The organism is Capnocytophaga leadbetteri (assembly GCF_003054025.1).
In the GTDB taxonomy this organism is placed as follows: domain Bacteria; phylum Bacteroidota; class Bacteroidia; order Flavobacteriales; family Flavobacteriaceae; genus Capnocytophaga; species Capnocytophaga leadbetteri.
The window spans coordinates 120090-139453 of record NZ_QBKG01000001.1 but is presented as its reverse complement, the minus strand read 5'-3'; the positions used below and the strand labels follow the sequence as shown (position 1 = coordinate 139453).

The following is a 19364-nucleotide window of genomic DNA, read 5'->3' as shown; positions in this document are numbered from 1 at the left end:
TCTCATTTTACTGATGAATTGCTTTTTGCGGCTTCAGCTTTTACGCTGGCAAGTTCTTTTTTAGCTTCGGCTACCACTTCAGGGTATTCTTTGAAGTTCTTAGCCACACTCTCTAAAATATACGAAGCCTGATAAGCGTCTTTTAGTCCGTTGAAGTTTTTAGCCATCACTATCAAGCTCTTAGCAGCCCATTCTTTATGTCCGCCATAGTCTTTAGCTATGCGTTGCACTATATCATTAGAGCCTTTGTAGTCTTTGTCTTTGTTTTTGTAGAAGGCCTCGTAATACATCGCCTCGGCAGCAAGGCTACCCGTAGCGTTTTTTTGTACCTCTTGGTAGTACTTGCGCGCTTGAGCCTCATTGCCCCCTTGGGTGTAAGCACGAGCCAAAACTATATAAGCATCATTTTTGATACGGGTATCTATTGATTTCTCGCTAAGCACTTTGTTAGCGTACTCTATAGCCTTATCATACAACTTCTCATTGTAGCACACGCGCATCAGGTTGCTCTGTGCATAAGTTTTATTTTGCGCTATAGTAGCGGTCTTTTCGAGTTCTTCGAGGTAAGGTTTGGCTTTCAAATAGCTGCCTGCATCGAGCAATATCTGACACACACGAGTAAGCGAAGGTTCGCCAAACTCACTTGAGCCTGTTTTGGTAACATTCTCATAATGTGTAAGGGCTTCGGCTTTTTTGTCTGTATTATAAAGAGCTTGTGCTAAGTAAAACTCGGCATTAGTGCGACGCATTCCGTTAGGGAATTGTTGGAGGTATTTTTCAAAAGCGACAATAGCTTCTTTGTTATTATTTTGCAGCAACTGGCGTTCGGCAGCCTCGTAGGTAGCACTTTCTAACTCGAGGTCAGTAACCTCTACATAGCCCAAACTCTTTGCCCAAGCAGCGTACTCATTCACCTGACCCATATCTACATATATCAGTTTGGCTGAAGAAACCGCCTGTGATGCCTCGCTAGTTTTAGGATAATCTTTAGCGATGGCCTTGAAGAGACTCAGTGCCTTTTGGTCTTCGCCTCGGTTATAATATACCAAGCCTTCGCGCAACATAGCACGGGGCACTAATGCATTGCCTTTGTAGTCTTTAGCAAGCTGTTGGTAGTATTGCAAGCCTTTATCGGTATCCCCTTGAGTTACGTAGGTATTGCCCAATTCGTAAAGAGCATTAGGGCGTAGGTTAGAAGTTGGATAGTTTTTGATGAAGCGCTCTAAATCTTCTATCTTATTATTAGGACGATCTACAAACCCATAGCTGATAGCCTTTTGGTAAGCAGCATAATCTTGGTCTGCCGATTTGCTTTCTATCAGCTTGTTATAGCCCTCCATAGCAGGCCAATACTTACCTGTTACGAAATAAGAGTCGGCAAGGCGCAACATAGCATCGTGCTTGAAGTCCTCATCTTTAGGGTTTTGCTTTAGGTATTTTTCGAAATTAACAATCGCTTCAGCATAATGGCGCTGATTGAAGTTGGCGTACGCCAATCCGTAGAAGGCTTTGGGGTATTCATCGGTTTTAGAGGCTGAAGGATTGGCAAAAAACTGCTGAAAATAGGTTGCCGCTTTGGGGTAATTCTTCAGCTGGTATGCTGCCTCAGCCGCCCAATAGGCCGCACGTGCTGCTATGGCACTATTGTCGGCAATGGCTTTGTCTAAATACGTGAGCGCATCAGCATATTGCAGTTCGTTGAAGAGCTCTACCCCTCTGTAGAAAGCTACTTTCTTGTAGAGTTCGCGGTCTTTTGGATCAGACGATTTTTCTAAGAGACTAATAGCCGCCTGATAGTTGCCTGATGAGATATACGAATCGACTAAGAGCCCTTGGATTTCGTCTTTGTGGTCATTAGGGTAAGCCGTAGCGTAGGCTTGCAGCACACTTGGCACACTCTCATAAGGATTGCCTATCTCATAACCTAAGCGAGCGTAGTTTAGGTGAGCGTCTTTCTTTATCTGCGCATCAAAATCCATTTGCGAAGCATTTCTGAAAGCGTTGAGTGCCTGCTGCTTCTGCCCTGTCTTTAGGTAGCATTCCGCCAAGTGGTAATAAGCGTTTTGTGCCACTTGGTCATTGCCGTCGATTATCTTATTGAACTGAGCGATAGCTCCGTTATAATCGTTGTTTTTGTAGAGGGCATAGCCTATATAGTAATAATCGGTATTAGAGAATTTGCCTTTCTTGCCTTTATAGTTTTGCAAGTAAGGAATAGCCTCTTTGTATTTTTTTAGGTTGAAGTAACTCTCTCCTATTATTTTGTTCAGCTCTGATACTTCTTGAGCATTTTTTGTTTTTTTGAGTTGCTTTTCGCCCTCTTCTATCGCCTCTTCGTACAATGCCTGACTGAAATACATATTGGCTTGAAAATACGACACGTTATTATTAACGCTGTCTTCAGTATCTACTTGCCTAAAGTAGCTCTCAGCCTTAGCATAGTCGTTAGTATCATAGGCGATGTAGCCCAAGTAATACTTAGCATCTGCTCCGTATTCTTTGTGCTGCTGTATTGCCTCGAAGTAAGGTTTAGACTCGTTTTGTTTGCCGGTGTTGAAGAGCGCATACCCCTTCTCAAAATAGTAGCGGTCTTTCTCCTCTCCTTTTAACGAAAGTGGGTCGATAGCATTATACCACTCAAGCGATTCGGCATAATTGCCCTGCTGAAAGTAAAGATGCGCCATCTGTACATAGGCAGCCGAACCAAGCGGCGATTCAGGGTGATTTAGTATGAAGTTATTCACCAAAGCATCTGCTCCCTCTTGGTTCAAAAGGGCAGCAATGGTAGCGATGTAATATTCGCTTTGGGCTTTGACAGCCTTATCGGGGTGCTCGGCTTGCGTTTTGCGAAAAAGGTTCTGAGCGGGCTGGTACATCTTGCGATTATAGAGAGCAATAGCTTTCTGAAACTCACTCATCGGCTCACGCACCTCGCTGCTTTCTTGCGACCATAGCAGCTGACTGTATGCCATCAGAACTACTGCTGAAAGAACTATTTTTTTCATAAATGTTGCTTATAATCGGCAAAGATAGGAAATTATTGTCAATTAACTAAATAATTATATATATTTGCAGAAAAATTTAGTCAAAAAAAGTGATTTGTACTATCAGAAATAACTCCATTACGCTTGATGATGCGGTGTTCTTCGCAGCCCCCGAGAGTTCATTTGCCGACTTTGCCAAGAAAGCACTCAAAGCCCTAAAGGTTGAATATCCTAAGTTTTTCAAAATGGATAATCTCTCTAAGTTAGCTTTCTTAGCTGCTGAAGCCGTTTTGAGTCCGCTTTCTGCTGAAGCCAAGAGCCGCACAGCACTTCTGTTTGCTAATCGCGCTGCCAGCCTTGATACTGACCTCAAACACCAGACAACAATAGCCAATCCGCAGGAGTACTACCCTAGTCCGGCGGTATTTGTCTATACCCTACCCAATATTTGCTTAGGCGAAATCAGCATACGCCATCAGCTACATACCGAAGGCAGTTTCTTTGTATTCGACAGCTATCAGCAGGCCGCTCCATTCTTGCAAACCTATAGCCAAGCTCTTTTGACTCAAGGTGTAGCTGAACACATACTCACTGGTTGGGTAGATTTTTTAGGCGAAGAGTACGAAGCTATTTACCAATGGATTACGCTAACTTAATTTGTTAATTTGCAAATAGTTCGCTACCTTTGCCGCAAAATAATAATTTTTATTTAGATGGAAGCACTTATTTTAGAATTGAAAAACCGTATTATTGAAGCCTTAAATCTCGAAGATATCACTCCTGAAGAGATAGATGAAAACGTACCTCTCTTTGGTACTGGCTTAGGCTTAGACTCTATTGATGCTCTTGAGCTCATCGTGTTGCTCGATAAATATTACGGCATACGATTAGACGACCCTAAAAAAGGAAAAGAAATCTTTCAATCAGTAACTTCTATAGCCCAATATATCACAGCTCATCGCACTAAATAATGACAAACAAAAAAGTGGTGATTACCGGTGTAGGCATTCTCTCTTCGATAGGCGACTCTGTTGAGGCACACCTCTACGCACTTACCCATCGCCGCCCCTGCCTAACACGCGTACATAATTTTGAAACTGCCCATAAATATCACATCAAAGTAGGCGAAATAAAGCACACTAATAATGAATTGTCTCGAGCACTACATCTGCCGGCTGTCAATGCCTACTCTCGCACCGCTCTTTTAGGCATTGTTGCTGCCCAACAAGCAATTGCTAATGCACGCCTAAATCCGCTGCACTTAGCAAGTACAGGCTTAGTGATGGCATCGAGTGTAGGGGGAATGGATATGACAGAGCGCTATCTGTATAGCTATGAAGACAATGAGCACTCCAGACGTTATATTAACACGCATTATATCGGCAGTATTTCGCACCAAATAGCTGACTATTTTAGACTGAAAGGTGTCGTAACAAGTCTTAGTACTGCCTGCTCATCATCAGCCAATGCCCTTATCACAGCCTCTCACCTAATACGCACAGGTAGAGCTGATTGCCTTATCGTAGGAGGTGCCGATGCTTTGTGCAAGTTTACTATCAATGGTTTTCATAGCCTGATGATACTCTCTGATACTGATTGTACTCCTTTTGACGAACACCGCAAAGGACTCAATTTGGGCGAAGCCGCTGCTTTTCTAGTATTAGAGTCTGAAGAAAATGCTAAGAGACGCGGAGCGCGTATTAAAGCTGAACTCACTGGCTGGGGCAATGCTAATGATGCTTTTCATCAAACAGCTTCATCTGCAGAAGGGCAAGGGGCTTACTTAGCTATGCAACAGGCGCTACAGCAATCAGGATTACAACCTGCAGAAATAGATTATATCAACGCCCACGGTACCGCTACTCCTAATAACGACCTGTCTGAAAGTCGTGCTTTAGAGCGCATTTTTGGAACGCAAGTGCCTGACTTTAGTTCTACTAAACCTTTTACTGGGCACACGTTGGCCGCTGCTTCAGCTGTCGAAGCGGTCTTCAGTGTGCTGGCACTGCGCAATAGTGTGGTTTTTCCTAATTTGAATTACGAAAAGCCAATGAGCGAAGTATCTATACACCCCCAAACAAAATCGGTGCACAAGCCTATCAAGCACGTGCTTTCTAATTCATTTGGTTTTGGAGGCAATTGTTCAACCCTAATATTCAGTCGATTTACTAACAACTAAACAGCTAACTCGTTCAATATTATGCTACAATTATTTTATCATTCTTCTTCTGAAGCAGGTACTGACGAGGCTGGAAGAGGTTGTTTAGCAGGTCCTGTTACAGCAGCAGCTGTAATACTGCCTCCTGACTTTCATAACGAACTTCTTACCGACTCTAAACAGCTAACAGAAAAACAGCGCGACCTATTACGCCCTATTATTGAGCGCGAGGCAGTAGCCTATGCAGTATGCCACGTACTACCTGCCGAAATTGACGAACTAAATATTCTGCGCGCCTCTATTACAGCTATGCACCGAGCCATAGCACAACTCTCTGTTGTCCCCTCTTTTATAGCAGTAGACGGCAATAAATTTGTACGTTATTCTCAGATACCCTATGCTTGTGTAGTGAAAGGTGATGGCAAAATACAAACTATAGCTGCAGCTTCTATTCTTGCTAAAACCTACCGCGATGCTTATATGAGCGACCTTGCGCTACAATTCCCAGAATATCATTGGCAACAAAACAAGGGCTACCCTACCCCTGAGCATCGTAGGGCTATTGCTGAATATGGGGCTACTCCTCATCATCGCAAAACCTTTCAGCTATTACCTGTAGAGCAGCTTAGCCTATTTTAGCCCAAAGCCTTATAATCTACATTTTGTGTATCCAAAACTCTGGATTCAGACGGGTGGTATTTTTGTATAAGAAGAACTTCATTTCGGTCTTCCCGTTCGCATTGGTGAAGATTTTGCCAAGCGGGTCTTTAGCTTTTACCTTATCTCCTTTTCGCACATATACATCTATCAAGTTATAATAAATAGTAATGTAGTTGCCGTGGCGCACTTGCACTACTTTATTACTACCTGGTATCGACTGTATAGCCGACACCTCTCCTTCAAACACACAGCGTGCTTCAGCTCCCTTTTCAGTAGCTATTGTCACACCATTGTTATAGTGTTGCAACTCAGGATACACGGGGTCGTAATACACCCCAAAGCCTTGTGCTTTATACCCTTTTGCTACAGGCCATATAAGGTTGCCCTTATTAGCCTCAAAACTATCGGCTACCTTCCTCGATTCAGGAGTAAGCACAAAAGTTACTTCAGCAGTATTATCAGCCGACGGAGGGGTAGTTGTAACCATACCGCTACCTGTAGCATTCACTCCACTAGCGTTGTTCTTCTGTTCTCGCCTATTAGCCTCGATAATAGCTAACCGTATAAGTCGCTGTATTTCTCGGTCTATAGCATTAGCTTGCTTTTGTTTTTCGCGTATCTGACTCTCATAACTGCGCTCCACCTCGCGTATGCTTGCTGCCAATTGCTCTAACTCTCTCTTCTCTTGCTGTAGGGTAGCTTGCTCTCGTCGCTGCTCATCAAGCACTTGGTTCTTCTCATTGCGCTGTGCCACTAATATATCATTCAGACTCTTTATCTTGTCAGTTTTAGCTTGTATAAAGCCCACCTGCTCCTTACGGTAATTAGCGTACTGCTTCATATACGACAGTCGCTTGTAAGCCTGCGAAAAACTCTCTGACGACAATAAAAAAAGTAATCGATTTTGTGCTGACTTGCTCCTGTATGACTGTACAATGATTTTAGCGTATTCGTCTTTATGATAAATAAGCTCTTTCTTCAGATTGCGCAATTGGTCTTCATTATCTGCTATTTCTTTTGACAGAAGATTTGCTTGCTGCTGATTGATTTGTATCAGCCGAGTGCGGATAAGTATTTTCTCATTCGCTTCTTCTATCTGCTGAATTGTACTCTTCCGTTGCTGACTTTGTTGTTGTCGCAATGCCGACATCTGCTTGATTTGCTCAAGTAGTGCCTTCTTGCGCTGTTCCAAGTCCTTTTGCTTTGTTTGCCCTATACCCAATAAGGGTACGAACAAAAATAGTAATATGAGTTTAAAAATAAACTTCATCACTTGTTAATTGTTATCTCTTTAAATCCTTCTGGTATTTTAAACGGAAAGTTAATGCTTTTATCGAGTTCTATTCCCTTAAATTCTATGCTTATCTCTGTCTGATTAGCCCCCTCTGTAGCTACGATTTTCAGCGTATGAGGCAGCAAAACCTCCCCCACCTGTTGATACTCATAAGTAGCCACTGCCTTTTGCTGCTTAACAGGTTCTAGTACTTCTGTACTCCCTACCCTATACGTATCAGGCAGAAAACGATAGATTACCTCTATAGGCGACTCATCAATGATTTGCAGATTGTAGCGGTTATTCTCCTCTGGCAATAGCCTTACTACTTTTTCTTTCTCAAAATAAGAGGCATATAAAGCATTGCCTAACAGCAAATTCTGCAAGGCATCAAAATCTACTTCTATTCCCAACAGCCTGCTGATATAGCTAAAATCACCGTTGAAGTAAGTGCTATCTAAACGATTGAAAAATGCGGCTTTCTCTGGGGTAATAAGCACTTTAGCTATACCCAGCGGAGCAGACAACCATATAGCCTTGTCTTTTTCCATACGAAATGACAATGGTAACGACTGACTGTTTTTTCCATCATTGTAAGATACCTGCACACTCCCCACAAGGGTCTTAAACGCAGGAAACGATGCCAAGTGATGTTGCCATATTTCTTGCACTTGCTTTTCGGCAGTAACCTTACCAGTAGTACCCACTACCGCCCGCTTTGTCTTACAACCTACGGCGAAAAATAAAAGCGTAAATATTATAAGTAGTTTCTTCATTTATTTGCTAATTTACTTATTCCAAAAAGAATCTTCTATATAAAAAACAGTATCTATAAAAAATAGAGACCCATCGCGAGTAAGTACATTTTCATCGTGAAGATCTTCTAAGATAATGCCTAACTGAGGATTTCGATAATCATTATTCCTAATGCACTCAAAACCATTCATCTCCATAAATGCTCTTACATTCTCTAATGAAGTAGGAGCGTCAGCCTTAATATAGTCTTGTCTGACTACTGCATATAGTGTGCCATTATCTCTGTAAAAACCTTTTAGCTGATAAGCCGTATCTGGAAAAAAGTAATTATGCAGCAACAAATTGTAAAAGTAGTCTAACCATGAAGCGTAATAAATACTATCGCTAAGTTTTAGCACTTCTTTTTCTCCGTTGAGATATACTTTCTGCTCTGCTCCTTCCGATACAAATAAAGATAAGTCAATCTTAGGATACCAAAGTTTTTCAGCCTCTATCCATTTACAGAGTCTCTCTGTTTCTTCTCTTTTGTGCGGCTTGTCCTTTTGAGCCATTCGGCTTGCGCTTTGGCTTCCTCTAAGGTAACTGGCGGCTGCTTTGATAGTATCTCCATAGCTAACTTTGCCCGTTCCGCAAATGATATCTTGCAATTCATACTTCATCAATTTAGTAATTTCTCATTAACAAATCAACTAATTTACTAATTGCCAGTACTGCCAAAACCTCCTGCTCCTCTCTCAGTTTCGCTCAGTACGCTTACTTCTTCAAAAGAGGCTTGTTCATATCGGGCAAAGACCATTTGTGCTATCCTATCGCCGTGTGCTATCTCAAAAGTTTCGTTAGAGAGATTGACGATAGGCACCTTTACCTCGCCCCTGTAATCGCAGTCTATAGTACCTGGTGCATTGATAACCGTGATACCGTGCTTAATAGCCAATCCACTGCGCGGACGCACCTGCGCCTCATAACCATCAGGTATTTCTAAATACAAGCCTGTAGGCACTAACGTACGCTTCAAAGGAGCCAATCGGATAACCCCCTCAGGCAGATTTGCCCTTAGGTCTACCCCTGCAGCCCCTGCGGTCTGATAGGCCGGCAGCTCGTTAGCCGATGTGTTCTTTATTTTTACTTTCATCTTTTTCTTTACTACATTTTATTAGTTGTGAATTGTTTAAACTCTTCTGTAGTCATTACCTTACCGTCTAGCAATACCACATACATTTCCTCATCTAATATTCCAAAGGCAATTTTTCCTTCTTCAAAATCAGTAATTTCATCAAAACAAGGTGCTAAGATTTGGTTCCCTTTGGTATCAATAAAGCCCCATAATCCGTCAAGACATACAGCAGCACGCTCGTGACAGAAACTCCTCACTTCATCATAAGCAGGTGTTGCGATTTCTTTGGCTTCTGTATTGATAAACGTCCATTTGCCGTCCTTGCTCACGGCTGCAAAACCTTCGGTAAAGTCCATAGCTTCATCGTATTGCAACTCACAAAGCAACTGATTGTCTGTATTTACATACCCCCATAACTCATTGCGCATCACAGCAGCATAACCCCCGCTAAAGCGCGCTAAATCTTCGTACTCTGGGCGAATAAGCCATTCGTTTTTCTCGTTTATAAGTCCCCAGCAGTCTTTGGTCATTGCCTTAGCCGTTCCTTGCAAAAAGCTCTCCACCTCATCGTACATAGGCTCTATAGCCCATTCGTTTTTAGTAGTGATAAAGCCCCACTTGCCGTCTTTTTTCACCGCGCCAAGTGTTTCAAAAAAAGGCATAGACTCTTCGTATTCAAAAGGAATTACCTCCTTGCCTCGTATGTTTATATAACCTGCTTTGCCGTCTCTTTTAGCTGAAGTAATCGTCTTCATAAAAGGGTGCGCATCGTCATAAATAAGCGGAATTACCACTTCTCCTTTTTTATTTACGAATCCTGATTTGCCGTTTTTTACCACTTTAGCCAAGTGATTCGAGAAGTAAAACACCTGATCGTAGTACGTAGGCACTAATTCCTTTCCATCAACATCTATCACTCCCCAATAGTTACCTACCTTCACAAGCGCCGACCCCAGCAAAAAAGGAAGCACTTTGTCGTACTTAAACGGACAAATCTCTTTCCCATTACGGTTTACAAAACCCCATTTGCCATTACGTTTGGCTGCTGCCAAATCGTCAGAGGTAAACATAGCTGACTCTTCGTAGTTATTTCGCCACATTTCTTGTGCGGTATCCATAGTAAATTCTTTTTTATTATTGGGCGCAAAAGTACAAAATAATTAGCAATTAGCAAATTTGTCAATTAGCAAATTAGCTAACTGACAAATCGACTTATTAGTTAATTTTAGAGGGTTACCTCTTTAGTGGTTACGTTGCCAGGGCGGTCGGTAGCGGTTATGAGCACCTTACTGCCACTAAGCGCTGCATTGATAGCGGTAGTGGTATACACCCATTTGCCTTCGCTAAGGGTAGCGCTACCCTCTTCTACAGCCGAGCCGTTAGCAGCGACTATCTTCACCTTTACCGTCATCACTTTCGAAGCATCGGCTACCTCTATACTTATCTTCTCGCCACTACTAACCCCAGTATAAGCTGAAGTATCGATATGGTCGATTATAGGGGCTTTCAAATAGTCGGCTACAGCCATTGCATAAGCACTCACCCCTGGGCGTTTAGCCGCTTGGTCAGCATACACTTTTTTGAGGGCTGCGTTTTGCAAAGCGTTTTTAGCATATACAGTCGCTTTAGCAAACTTATTATTAAGAGCGATTTGTTTAGGTGTGCTACTCCCCTTGCGATTAGGATATTTAGCCACTATGGTTTCTCCATTTACTTGTTTGAATACTAATTGATTGCCAATTCCTCCGCTCAAACCTGCGGTTACGATGTTGTTTCTACTTTTTGCCATTTTTTTATAAATTTTTAGGTTAGACTTGAGGGCTTCTCCTTGAAACACTATACCGCACAGAACGTGCACTTTTTCTGGTGATAAGTATCTTTAAGGAGCACCCCTCGTTTGTTTTACGCTGCAAAGGTGCGGCAAAAAACAAAACCCCGCAAAAAGTTGTCGCATCGTGTTACAACCTTGTATCAGTGTACTACAGAACTGTCAGAAAAAAGAGGCTATTTATTGTTCTTTATCTCAAAAAAAAGTAGTACCTTTGCTATTAAATAAAAACCTTTAAATTATTCAACCAATGAAAGCAGAAGAAATAAAAGAGCTCTTCAAGAAATTTGAAGAAGCCGCTCAAGAAGTAGAGGGCATTGAATGCTGGAGTGCCAGAGATTTGCAAACACTTTTAGGCTATGCCCAATGGCGTAACTTTGAACTTATCATTCAAAAAGCAAAAGTATCGTGCAGCAGTGTAGGTGAGAATATAGCCTATCATTTTGCTGACGTCAGCAAAACGATACCGATGCCTAAAGGTGCTGAAAAACAAGTAGATGACCTCCTGTTAACTCGTTATGCATGCTATTTAATTGCACAAAATGGTGATAATAGAAAAGAGGAAATCTCTTTTGCCCAAACTTATTTTGCAGTACAAACACGCAAAGCTGAAATAGTGGAACAACGCCTTTTAGAATATGAGCGCGTAAGAGCAAGAGAAAAGCTCTCTCAAACTGAAAAACAACTTTCAGGGATACTCTACGAGCGTGGAGTAGACGACAAAGGGTTCGCAATTATTCGCAGCAAAGGCGACCAAGCCCTTTTTAACCTTACCACTGCACAACTCAAACGCAAAATAGGAGCGCCTGACAACCGTCCTGTAGCCGATTTTCTACCCACTATAAGCATAAAAGCCAAAGATTTAGCTGCTGAAATGACAAGTGTAAATGTTGTAGGAAAAGATTTAAAAGGAATGTCGCCTATACAGAAAGAACATATAGACAACAATACTGCTGTAAGAAATATGCTTATTGATAGAGGCATAGCCCCAGAACAACTACCTCCTGCAGAGGATATTAAGAAAGTACAGCGCAAACTCAATAAAGAAGAAAAGAAACTACTAAAAAATATTTAATTCACTCCCTTTCTAACAACTAACGACTAATATGACTATCATTCTCAAAAGGGTATACGACCCACAAACTGACACTGACGGCTTTCGCGTATTGGCAGACCGTCTTTGGCCTCGTGGCATCAAAAAAGAGGCTTTAGCATTAGACCTATGGGCTAAAGAGATAGCCCCCAGCACTGCCTTGCGACAACGCTATCACCAAGACGGCAATTTCGAGGCTTTCAAAAAAGATTACACCGAAGAATTAGCCCATAACGAGGCTTTTACTCCTTTCTGCAGCGAACTCAAAAAGCACAAAAAAATCACCCTGCTTACCGCTAGCAAGGTGATTGATAAAAGTGCACTGCCTGTGCTTATGCAGGCCGTTAAGAATTATTGTCCTACTGACCAAACGGTATAGCTGTTGGCGGGTACTTTTAGGGTAATCTTGCCATTGCTATCTGTAGCAAAACGCTCGGCTGTATTTCCGGTGTAGTCTATCAGCGTTTTACCCTTAAAATGAGTGGTAATAGTGCGCTGGGCTGGAGCATTGCTGTTGTTTAAGAACAATACAAGCCCCGGACTCTTATCTTTGCCTAAACGCGACACTACATACTCTGTATTAGACGCCAAATGAAACTTCTCTTCACCCGCCGCTAAACTGCGGTGAATGAGCAACAACTTCTGTATTTTAGCCTTAAACTCAGCATTCTCATAATCGCTGTAGAAAATACAAGGGTAGCCACTATGGGTAAGTATGTAGGCATACGCCATTAGCTTCTTATCTTGTGCTATGGTGTTAGTAGGCGACACATCGCTACGTCCATCTACATCGTGGTTGCCTACAAAAGTCACTGCTCTGTCAGGACGTAAGGTGCGCAACATAGCATTCTGACTGGTCATCAGTTTGTGCATATCTTTCTGACTGTCTAACGCCTGTTCTATCGCATAATAACAAGCAAAATCAAAAGCTGAAATGCCTGAAGCATCTACCCAGTTTTTGAGGGTTTCTGCATTGCCATCCCAAAGCTCGCCTACCGCAAATCCGCCTACTTCTTTCATCCAATCTCTGATAACCCACGCACCAAAGCCTTTCACATAGTCGAAACGCCAGCCGTCAAACTTCATCGTATTCTTATAATACTTAGCTACCGACTCGTCTTTCTTCCACAACCAATCTTGCACGTAAGGCACTTTATGAGCAAGATCTAAAAAGAAATCGCCTCCTTCATCAGCTGCCTCAGTAGCATTAGGGTGAAAATGCTCGTAATTGCGATTAAACTTTTCTGAGGCATTACCGTGTGTTTTATCAAATAGCGTATTGGTTTTCTCGTTGTTTTTATACGGGTTTACCTCTTCCCCTCCCCCATTACAATGGTTAATAACAATATCGGCAAGCACTTGTAAGCCGTTTTCGTGCGCTTTGCTGATAAGATTTTCAAGCTCGGCACGCGAACCAAAGCGTGTCTTTACCGAACCGTGTTGGTTGTATTCGCCAAAATCAAAGTAATCAGAAGGGTCATACCCCATAGAATAGCCCCCCGAAGCTCCTTTAGTAGCTACGGGCAGCCAAAGGCGGTCTACCCCATTGGCTTTCCAATCGGCAATTTTTGGGGTAATCGTATTCCACCACTCTCCTAATGGGGTTACATCCCAATAGAATGTTTGCATCATTACACGGTTGCCATTGTCTATGGTGCTAAGGTCTATAGGATTTACATTTTGCAGTTGCGGAGTATCTTCGCCCTTATCCTTTTTGCAGCTAAGCAAGGTGCAGGCTGCTAATAAATAGATGTATGATTTCATATTTTTGCCGTATTTAAATGATAGAATAAAGGCTGTCCGAACACATCTGGACAGCCTTTATAAGATTATAATTTTTCTATTTTGTAAGTACCTTTGTTATTGGCATCAAAAGAGAAAGACACATTGTAAGTACCAGCGGGTACTTTTATGTTATTACCACCAGATTTTATATCTCCCTCAAGAGCAGCAGCCGGATTATCTGTACTATCTGCCCCAAAGTTAGTACCCCAAGAGTGATTTAAGCGGAATTTTATTTCGCCATCAAGGGCTATATTCTTCACCACCCAAGAGTTAGTACTACCTTCGTAGGTCATTGCTACATCATCATTATCGCCCCAACCTCTGGCACCACTACCTATAATTCCCCAAGAATAGGTTTCAATAGCATAAGTGTTTTTGCTTACGTTGATAGTGATTTTGTAAGTACCTGCTGTTACGGCTATATTAGACCCTCCTGACGAAAGTATACCGTTAGAACCTCCGAGGTTTACGCCCCAATCATTGTTCTTTCTGAATTTTATTTCGCCAGCTGATAAAGTAGCATAAGCTACTAAATTGCCGTCAGTAGAGTTCCACATTTTGATATCAGGACCATTCCAACCATTAGGAGTAGCACTACCTACTACACCCCATTCGCTTGGTTTGATTTCATCGAAGTAAGGGGTTACTTTCAAGGTTTTTGTCGATACAAGACTGCGTTGGTCGCTGAGGGCAGCTCTTACTAACACTCTTACATCGGTTGCTACGCCGGTTTTAAGCCCTAAGCCTACCAAATACTCATTCAGCTCTTTAACCGTAAGGGTAAAAGGTGATTTTTCAGCCGAAAGAGGTTTGTTTTTGCCAGTGGCAATATTCTCTAGTTCTACCGTATAGGCAGGAGCTAATTGTACGCCCAAATCCTTAGTTTCCCAAGAGACTGTTAGGGCAGTAGTATTCGATTGGGTTTTATCAAGCACTAAAGTAGAAGCCGATATGTTTGATTCTACTCGTGCATTGGCGTTCATTATCGCCTTTTCTTCGTCTTTTTCGCAGCCTACTAACCATACAAGACTTGCACAGATAGCTGCCGTTTTAAGTATATTTTTCATAGTATTCTCTTTTTAATATCCTGTATTCTGACTAAGGTTTTCATTGGCGGCACGCGCATCGCTTGGTATCGGATACAAGTTTCTATAGTCGGGCACTGCCACCCCTGAAGCGGCTCCACCTTTGAAAGACCAAAGGTAAGAAGCGTTAGTAAACTTGCCATAACGGATAAGGTCGGTACGGCGCAAGCCTTCCCAATAGAGTTCGCGAGCACGCTCGTCTAAGATGAAATCTAAGGTAAGATCGGCATCGGCTATGTTGCCCGCTGTGCTACCATAGCCACGAGTACGCAATTCGTTAACATAACCTAAAGCGGTTGCTCTGTCGCCTCCTGCACCCCCACGTAGTACCGCTTCGGCATAAGTAAGATACACTTCAGCTAAACGGATAAGCGGTAAGTCTGTATCAGGAAAATCTTTAGCAGGGTCTTTACCAGCTGCTCCCGTAGAGGTGATGTTTTTAAACTTAGTAACAGCATAACCTCCTTTAGTAAAGTCTTTTACGTAATCAGTACTTTCAAAGGTTTGTCCGTCAGTGTGGAACATAGCGCGTTTGTCATTCCAAGCAGTAGGTTCATTATTACCATTGCGAGTAGAGGCTTCAAACTTATTAACAAATTCTTTGGTAACAGTGATACCACCCCAACCACCATTAAGCCCTAAAGCAGTAGCATTCATATTACCACCAGTAGCGGCGTGCATAATGAAAGCGGTACCTCCGTAGGTTTTAGTGTTAAGCCCATCAAAACTGGCTAAGAATATAAACTCGTTTTGCGCTCCGTTTTTGTTGTTATCCGCAAGGAACAACTCGTCATAAGCAGTACCATTGCCATTAGCATCGGTAGTGTTTAAACGGTAAGAAGAAGCGATTACCTTTTTAGCATAAGTGATACAGTCAGTATATTTGTCTACTCCTATATACACTTTAGCATTGAGGTACAAGCGGGCAAGTAGTGCTTGTGCCGCTACTGCATCTACACGTCCGTACTCATTAGCACGAGCTGCTTTTAGCTTGGTTTCTAAATCTTTTAGTTCGCTTTCTACGAAGTTAAAGAGTTCGGCACGAGAGTTTTGGGTAGGCTTCAAATCAGCCTTTGATGAGGTTATCAAAGGAGCCTTGCCATAAGCGTCTATTACGTTATAATAGGCATAAGCACGAATGAAGCGCGCTTCGGCTATGTAATAAGCTACTTCGGGGTCTGAAGCCAACGCTTGTGCATTGTCGATAAACGAGTTAGCAAAAGCTATCTGTTGCCCTAAACGGTTGTAATAAGCATTGGTAAAAGTGTTAGAGGGTGTCCAACTCATATTATGGAAATCAGGCACACCAGCATCACTCCAACGGATAATAGCCTCATCGGTGCTAGCTACCTGTAGGTAGAACTGCACGCGGGTATATCCGGTAGATCCCTCATCGGCACCCGCTATATCGCCATCGCCTGCTGGACCTTTTTGCCCAGTAAGGGATAATGAGGCATAAATTTTAGCTAAAGCGCTTTTGGCTTCAGTAGCGTTTTTAAATACGTCTTTTTCAGTAAAGCTATCAGGGTCAATAGGCTCTTGGTCTAAGTCCTTCATACAAGCACTAAGCGAAAGTGCCATTGTAAGCCCTAAAATACTATGTTTGATATATTTGTTCATATTTCTATCGATTAAAAGTTAATATTCAACCCTACCAAATAGGTTTGTGGGCGTGGATAAAAGTTATTGTCGATACCGCCGAATACTTCTGGGTCTAAACCACTGTATTTAGTAATTGTCCAAACGTTTTGTACAGTACCATAAAGGCGAATATACCTTTTATCAGTTTTAGGGAAAGTATAACCTAAAGTGATGTTGTCTAACTTGAAGAACGAAGCGTTTTCTAGATAGTAATCACTATTCCACGCTTGGTCATTATGGCGTTGGAAAATACTATTAGCTTTGATGTTGCGCAAGAAACCACTATTAGAAGTAATTTCAGAGCGTTGGTCTAAGCGCGATTGGGTATTGTTGTACACATAGTTGCCTATGTTAGCACGGGTAGTGATGTTTAAATCCCAATTTTTATAGCTAAGGTCTGTACCAAAGCCCATAGTTACAGGGGCAAATGGCGATTTGTACAAGTAGCGGTCGCCTTCATCTATTTTGCCATTGCCGTTTCTATCAACAAAAGTATTTTCTACTGGTTTGCCTTGTGCATCATATACTTGTTGGTATACGAAGAATGCATAAGGGGTCTCGCCCTGACGGTGTAGTTGTACACGGTTGTTAGTACCTCCTTCTATACCACCAGTAGGCTGGTCGTCTGGCATACGAGTGATTTTGTTATCGTTATAAGCGATGTTATAGTTGAAGCTCCAACGGATATTCTTTTCAGTATCGCGTATAGGAGTAACGGTTACACCAAATTCTACCCCTTTGTTTTCCATATCGCCCACGTTAGCATTCACACGGTTTTTGAAGTTAGTGAAAGGGTCGATAGTAGTTTCGGCTATCAGGTCTTTAGTCTGTTTGCGATATACATCGAGGGTACCGGTGATAAGGTTGTTCCACAAACCAAAGTCGATACCAGCGTTAAGGGTATTACCAATTTCCCAACGTAGCTTTTTGTTAGTTACCCCTGGGCGGTAAGTTTGATAGAAAGCATCGCCAAATTGGTAAGAGGCTCCATCTTGGCTACGAGTGTAGTTAGTAAGGAAAAGATAGTCGCCCAAACCATTTACGTTACCTACTTCACCATAACCCAAACGCAATTTTAATTCGTTAAGGGTTTTGTTTTCTTTTAAGAATTTTTCATTGCTAACATTCCAAGCCAACGCTACTGAAGGGAAGTAGCCCCAACGGTCGTCTGGGTTTAGCTTAGATGAAGCATCAGCACGAAGGGTAGCGGTAAGGAGGTAACGCTCTTTGTAGCTATAGTTAGCACGACCAAAGAAAGACATCAATACGTTTCTACTCTTGTTGATGTTAGGCACCTCTTTGTTATCTCCTGGGTTGATAAAGTAAGAGTAATCAGTAGAATTATCGTCAAACTCGAATGATTGATAAGAATGCCCTAACATTAGCCCTATACTATGAGTTTCTTTAATCTCTTTCATATAGTTTACGTAGGCATCAAAGAGTTTGTTAATAGCCTTATTAGTATACGAAGTTTTAGCTCCGTCAAAGCCTGAAGTAGCAGTAGGCATATGGCGGTCGGTTATCTTATCGCCTTCACCTTTGCTATAGTCTAAACCAAAGTTCACACTGGCAGTAATATCTTTAAAGAAAGGCAAAGTATAGTCGGCTTTTACGTTTCCTATAAAGCGGTATACTTTTGAAGTATCTTCAGTAAGGTCAAGCAATGCTTTAGGGTTAGTAGGGGCTAAGTTATAACGGTTGCCGTTATTAGGGTCTACCCAAGTGTGATAGTTGCCATACTTAGCAGGCCCTCCGAATACTGATTGGGTAGGGTCGTAGCCTACTGCTGTACCTATAGCCCCCTTATCAGCAAAACGGTTTTGCATATAAGTACCATTAGCGTTTAATTCTAACTTCAAAGCTCTATCAAAGAAAGTAGGGTTTAAACTAATTTTAGCATTAGTACGTTTGAAGTTATCAGTACGCAAGATACCATCAGCATAAGAGTGCCCTACAGACACACGATAAGGAAGCGTTTTATAAGCTCCTGAAAGCACCAAAGTACTGTTGCTCATTGGGGCTACTTGGTAAATTTCTTTTTGCCAGTTAGTATCGGCATTGCCTAAGAGTGCTTCGGCAGCAGGGTTATTAAGCCCTTTTACGGTTTGGCGGAATTGCTCTGCACTCATTACATCTACATACTTATTAGTATCTTGAATAGCGATACTAGTGTTGAAGCTAATCTTCATATCTTGGTTAGCTTTTCCTTTTTTGGTAGTAATCATAATTACCCCATTGGCAGCGCGCGAACCGTAGATAGCAGTTGAAGAAGCGTCTTTAAGCACGCTCATACTCTCAATATCTTCTGGGTTGATAGAGTTGAAGATACTACGAGAACCGCCTACGCCTCCATCGTTCATTGGCACGCCATCTACTACTATAAGAGGGTTTGATGTCAATGACAAAGAGCCGTTACCACGCACGCGGATAGTTTGTCCTTCGCCTGGTGCACCACCTGATGAGGTCATTTGTACCCCTGCTATTTTACCCTGAATAAGTTGGTCGGCATTGACAGCAGGTGCTTTGTTAAACTCTTTATCGGTTACTAAGTTTACCGAACCGGTGAGGTCTTTTTTCTTCACTACCCCATAACCGATAACTACCACATCGCCCAATTGTTGTACATCTTCTTGAAGTACTACATTGAGGGTAGCGCCTTTTACGGTTACTTCTTGTGTTTTGTACCCAACGGTAGAGACTACAAGTACAGCGCCTTTATTGGCAGTAAGTTCAAAATTACCGTCAAAATCGGCAGCTGCCCCGTGCGAGGTACCTTTCACAAGCACACTAGCCCCTGGTATAGGTAAGCCTGTGTTGTCTTTCACTGTTCCTTTCACAGTGATTTGCTGTGCGTAGCCAAAGCTCACACACAAGAAAAATACTACTGCATAAAGTAGTTTGTTCATTTTTACTTTCATACAAATAAAATTTGAAAATTTGAAAATTCCTCTCCCTGTTCCCCTCTCCCAAGGAGAGGGGTCAATCCA

17 protein-coding genes are annotated in these 19364 nt (G+C 42.2%); 6 read left to right on the top strand and 11 right to left on the bottom strand.

What is annotated here, in order from left to right; genetic code table 11:
* Window positions 1-2: 2 nt before the first annotated feature.
* Window positions 3-3005 (bottom strand): tetratricopeptide repeat protein, encoded by a 3003-nt coding sequence (locus C8P65_RS00720; protein WP_107780494.1) that lies wholly within the window; start codon window positions 3003-3005, stop codon window positions 3-5.
* 89 nt (window positions 3006-3094) lie between these two features.
* On the opposite strand from C8P65_RS00720, the gene C8P65_RS00715 reads away from it, so the two are divergent.
* From C8P65_RS00715 to C8P65_RS00700, 4 genes are read left to right on the top strand one after another with little or no spacing between them, the layout of a single operon-like run.
* On the top strand, window positions 3095-3640 hold the full coding sequence (locus tag C8P65_RS00715; protein WP_107780492.1) for a 3-oxoacyl-ACP synthase: 546 nt from the start codon (window positions 3095-3097) through the stop codon (window positions 3638-3640).
* 57 nt (window positions 3641-3697) lie between these two features.
* Entirely contained in the window at window positions 3698-3955 is a 258-nt protein-coding gene (locus C8P65_RS00710; RefSeq protein WP_107780490.1) for a phosphopantetheine-binding protein, read from the top strand.
* On the top strand, window positions 3955-5163 hold the full coding sequence (locus tag C8P65_RS00705; protein WP_107780488.1) for a beta-ketoacyl-[acyl-carrier-protein] synthase family protein: 1209 nt from the start codon (window positions 3955-3957) through the stop codon (window positions 5161-5163). The genes C8P65_RS00710 and C8P65_RS00705 overlap by 1 nt, the downstream gene beginning before the upstream one ends.
* A 21-nt stretch (window positions 5164-5184) precedes the next feature.
* Window positions 5185-5781, top strand: coding sequence for a ribonuclease HII (locus C8P65_RS00700; protein WP_107780486.1), 597 nt, complete (start codon window positions 5185-5187; stop codon window positions 5779-5781).
* Window positions 5782-5797: 16 nt separating this feature from the next.
* Here the strand turns inward: C8P65_RS00700 and C8P65_RS00695 are convergent, their stop codons facing one another.
* The 6 genes from C8P65_RS00695 to C8P65_RS00670 form a co-directional block, all read right to left on the bottom strand.
* On the bottom strand, window positions 5798-7072 hold the full coding sequence (locus tag C8P65_RS00695) for a murein hydrolase activator EnvC family protein (RefSeq protein ID WP_107780484.1): 1275 nt from the start codon (window positions 7070-7072) through the stop codon (window positions 5798-5800).
* The gene (lolB1, locus tag C8P65_RS00690) at window positions 7072-7851 is read right to left on the bottom strand and encodes a lipoprotein insertase outer membrane protein LolB1 (protein WP_107780482.1); all 780 of its coding nucleotides are present in this window, start codon (window positions 7849-7851) and stop codon (window positions 7072-7074) included. The genes C8P65_RS00695 and lolB1 overlap by 1 nt, the downstream gene beginning before the upstream one ends.
* Window positions 7852-7863: 12 nt before the next feature.
* Window positions 7864-8490, bottom strand: a complete 627-nt coding sequence (locus C8P65_RS00685) for a putative polyvalent protein kinase domain-containing protein (RefSeq protein ID WP_107780480.1) — start codon at window positions 8488-8490, stop codon at window positions 7864-7866.
* A 38-nt stretch (window positions 8491-8528) separates the two neighbouring features.
* Complete coding sequence (dut, locus tag C8P65_RS00680) at window positions 8529-8963, bottom strand: dUTP diphosphatase (RefSeq protein WP_107780478.1); 435 nt, start codon at window positions 8961-8963, stop codon at window positions 8529-8531.
* A gap of 11 nt (window positions 8964-8974) precedes the next feature.
* Window positions 8975-10063 (bottom strand): WG repeat-containing protein, encoded by a 1089-nt coding sequence (locus tag C8P65_RS00675; protein ID WP_107780476.1) that lies wholly within the window; start codon window positions 10061-10063, stop codon window positions 8975-8977.
* A 107-nt stretch (window positions 10064-10170) separates the two neighbouring features.
* Window positions 10171-10734: a hypothetical protein gene (locus tag C8P65_RS00670; protein WP_107781130.1), complete on the bottom strand. Its 564-nt coding sequence runs from the start codon at window positions 10732-10734 to the stop codon at window positions 10171-10173.
* Window positions 10735-11023: 289 nt separating this feature from the next.
* Between C8P65_RS00670 and dinD the strand changes: the two genes are divergently transcribed.
* Window positions 11024-11848 carry a DNA damage-inducible protein D gene (gene dinD, locus C8P65_RS00665; protein ID WP_009390342.1) on the top strand — a complete coding sequence of 275 codons (825 nt, stop codon included), beginning with the start codon at window positions 11024-11026 and terminating at the stop codon, window positions 11846-11848.
* A gap of 31 nt (window positions 11849-11879) precedes the next feature.
* The gene (locus C8P65_RS00660; RefSeq protein ID WP_107780474.1) at window positions 11880-12245 is read left to right on the top strand and encodes a DUF488 domain-containing protein; all 366 of its coding nucleotides are present in this window, start codon (window positions 11880-11882) and stop codon (window positions 12243-12245) included.
* Here C8P65_RS00660 and C8P65_RS00655 read toward each other — a convergent pair.
* The 4 genes from C8P65_RS00655 to C8P65_RS00640 all read right to left on the bottom strand — a co-directional run bounded on the left by C8P65_RS00655 (window position 12218) and on the right by C8P65_RS00640 (window position 19295).
* Complete coding sequence (locus C8P65_RS00655; RefSeq protein ID WP_107780472.1) at window positions 12218-13630, bottom strand: alpha-amylase; 1413 nt, start codon at window positions 13628-13630, stop codon at window positions 12218-12220. The genes C8P65_RS00660 and C8P65_RS00655 overlap by 28 nt on opposite strands.
* A gap of 65 nt (window positions 13631-13695) precedes the next feature.
* On the bottom strand, window positions 13696-14718 hold the full coding sequence (locus C8P65_RS00650) for a SusE domain-containing protein (RefSeq protein ID WP_107780470.1): 1023 nt from the start codon (window positions 14716-14718) through the stop codon (window positions 13696-13698).
* Window positions 14719-14730: 12 nt separating this feature from the next.
* Window positions 14731-16356, bottom strand: coding sequence for a RagB/SusD family nutrient uptake outer membrane protein (locus C8P65_RS00645; protein WP_107780468.1), 1626 nt, complete (start codon window positions 16354-16356; stop codon window positions 14731-14733).
* A gap of 11 nt (window positions 16357-16367) precedes the next feature.
* A complete protein-coding gene (locus tag C8P65_RS00640) occupies window positions 16368-19295 on the bottom strand; it encodes a SusC/RagA family TonB-linked outer membrane protein (protein ID WP_107780466.1) in 2928 nt (975 codons plus the stop codon).
* Between the last annotated feature and the right edge of the window lie 69 nt (window positions 19296-19364).

Coding starts and splice junctions, on each gene's coding strand:
- C8P65_RS00720 (WP_107780494.1), bottom strand. CDS start 3,005: ATGAAAAAAATAGTTCTTTCAGCAGTAGTTCTGATGGCATACAGTCAG.
- C8P65_RS00710 (WP_107780490.1), top strand. CDS start 3,698: ATGGAAGCACTTATTTTAGAATTGAAAAACCGTATTATTGAAGCCTTA.
- C8P65_RS00705 (WP_107780488.1), top strand. CDS start 3,955: ATGACAAACAAAAAAGTGGTGATTACCGGTGTAGGCATTCTCTCTTCG.
- C8P65_RS00700 (WP_107780486.1), top strand. CDS start 5,185: ATGCTACAATTATTTTATCATTCTTCTTCTGAAGCAGGTACTGACGAG.
- C8P65_RS00695 (WP_107780484.1), bottom strand. CDS start 7,072: ATGAAGTTTATTTTTAAACTCATATTACTATTTTTGTTCGTACCCTTA.
- lolB1 (WP_107780482.1), bottom strand. CDS start 7,851: ATGAAGAAACTACTTATAATATTTACGCTTTTATTTTTCGCCGTAGGT.
- C8P65_RS00685 (WP_107780480.1), bottom strand. CDS start 8,490: ATGAAGTATGAATTGCAAGATATCATTTGCGGAACGGGCAAAGTTAGC.
- dut (WP_107780478.1), bottom strand. CDS start 8,963: ATGAAAGTAAAAATAAAGAACACATCGGCTAACGAGCTGCCGGCCTAT.
- C8P65_RS00675 (WP_107780476.1), bottom strand. CDS start 10,063: ATGGATACCGCACAAGAAATGTGGCGAAATAACTACGAAGAGTCAGCT.
- C8P65_RS00670 (WP_107781130.1), bottom strand. CDS start 10,734: ATGGCAAAAAGTAGAAACAACATCGTAACCGCAGGTTTGAGCGGAGGA.
- dinD (WP_009390342.1), top strand. CDS start 11,024: ATGAAAGCAGAAGAAATAAAAGAGCTCTTCAAGAAATTTGAAGAAGCC.
- C8P65_RS00660 (WP_107780474.1), top strand. CDS start 11,880: ATGACTATCATTCTCAAAAGGGTATACGACCCACAAACTGACACTGAC.
- C8P65_RS00655 (WP_107780472.1), bottom strand. CDS start 13,630: ATGAAATCATACATCTATTTATTAGCAGCCTGCACCTTGCTTAGCTGC.
- C8P65_RS00650 (WP_107780470.1), bottom strand. CDS start 14,718: ATGAAAAATATACTTAAAACGGCAGCTATCTGTGCAAGTCTTGTATGG.
- C8P65_RS00645 (WP_107780468.1), bottom strand. CDS start 16,356: ATGAACAAATATATCAAACATAGTATTTTAGGGCTTACAATGGCACTT.
- C8P65_RS00640 (WP_107780466.1), bottom strand. CDS start 19,295: ATGAAAGTAAAAATGAACAAACTACTTTATGCAGTAGTATTTTTCTTG.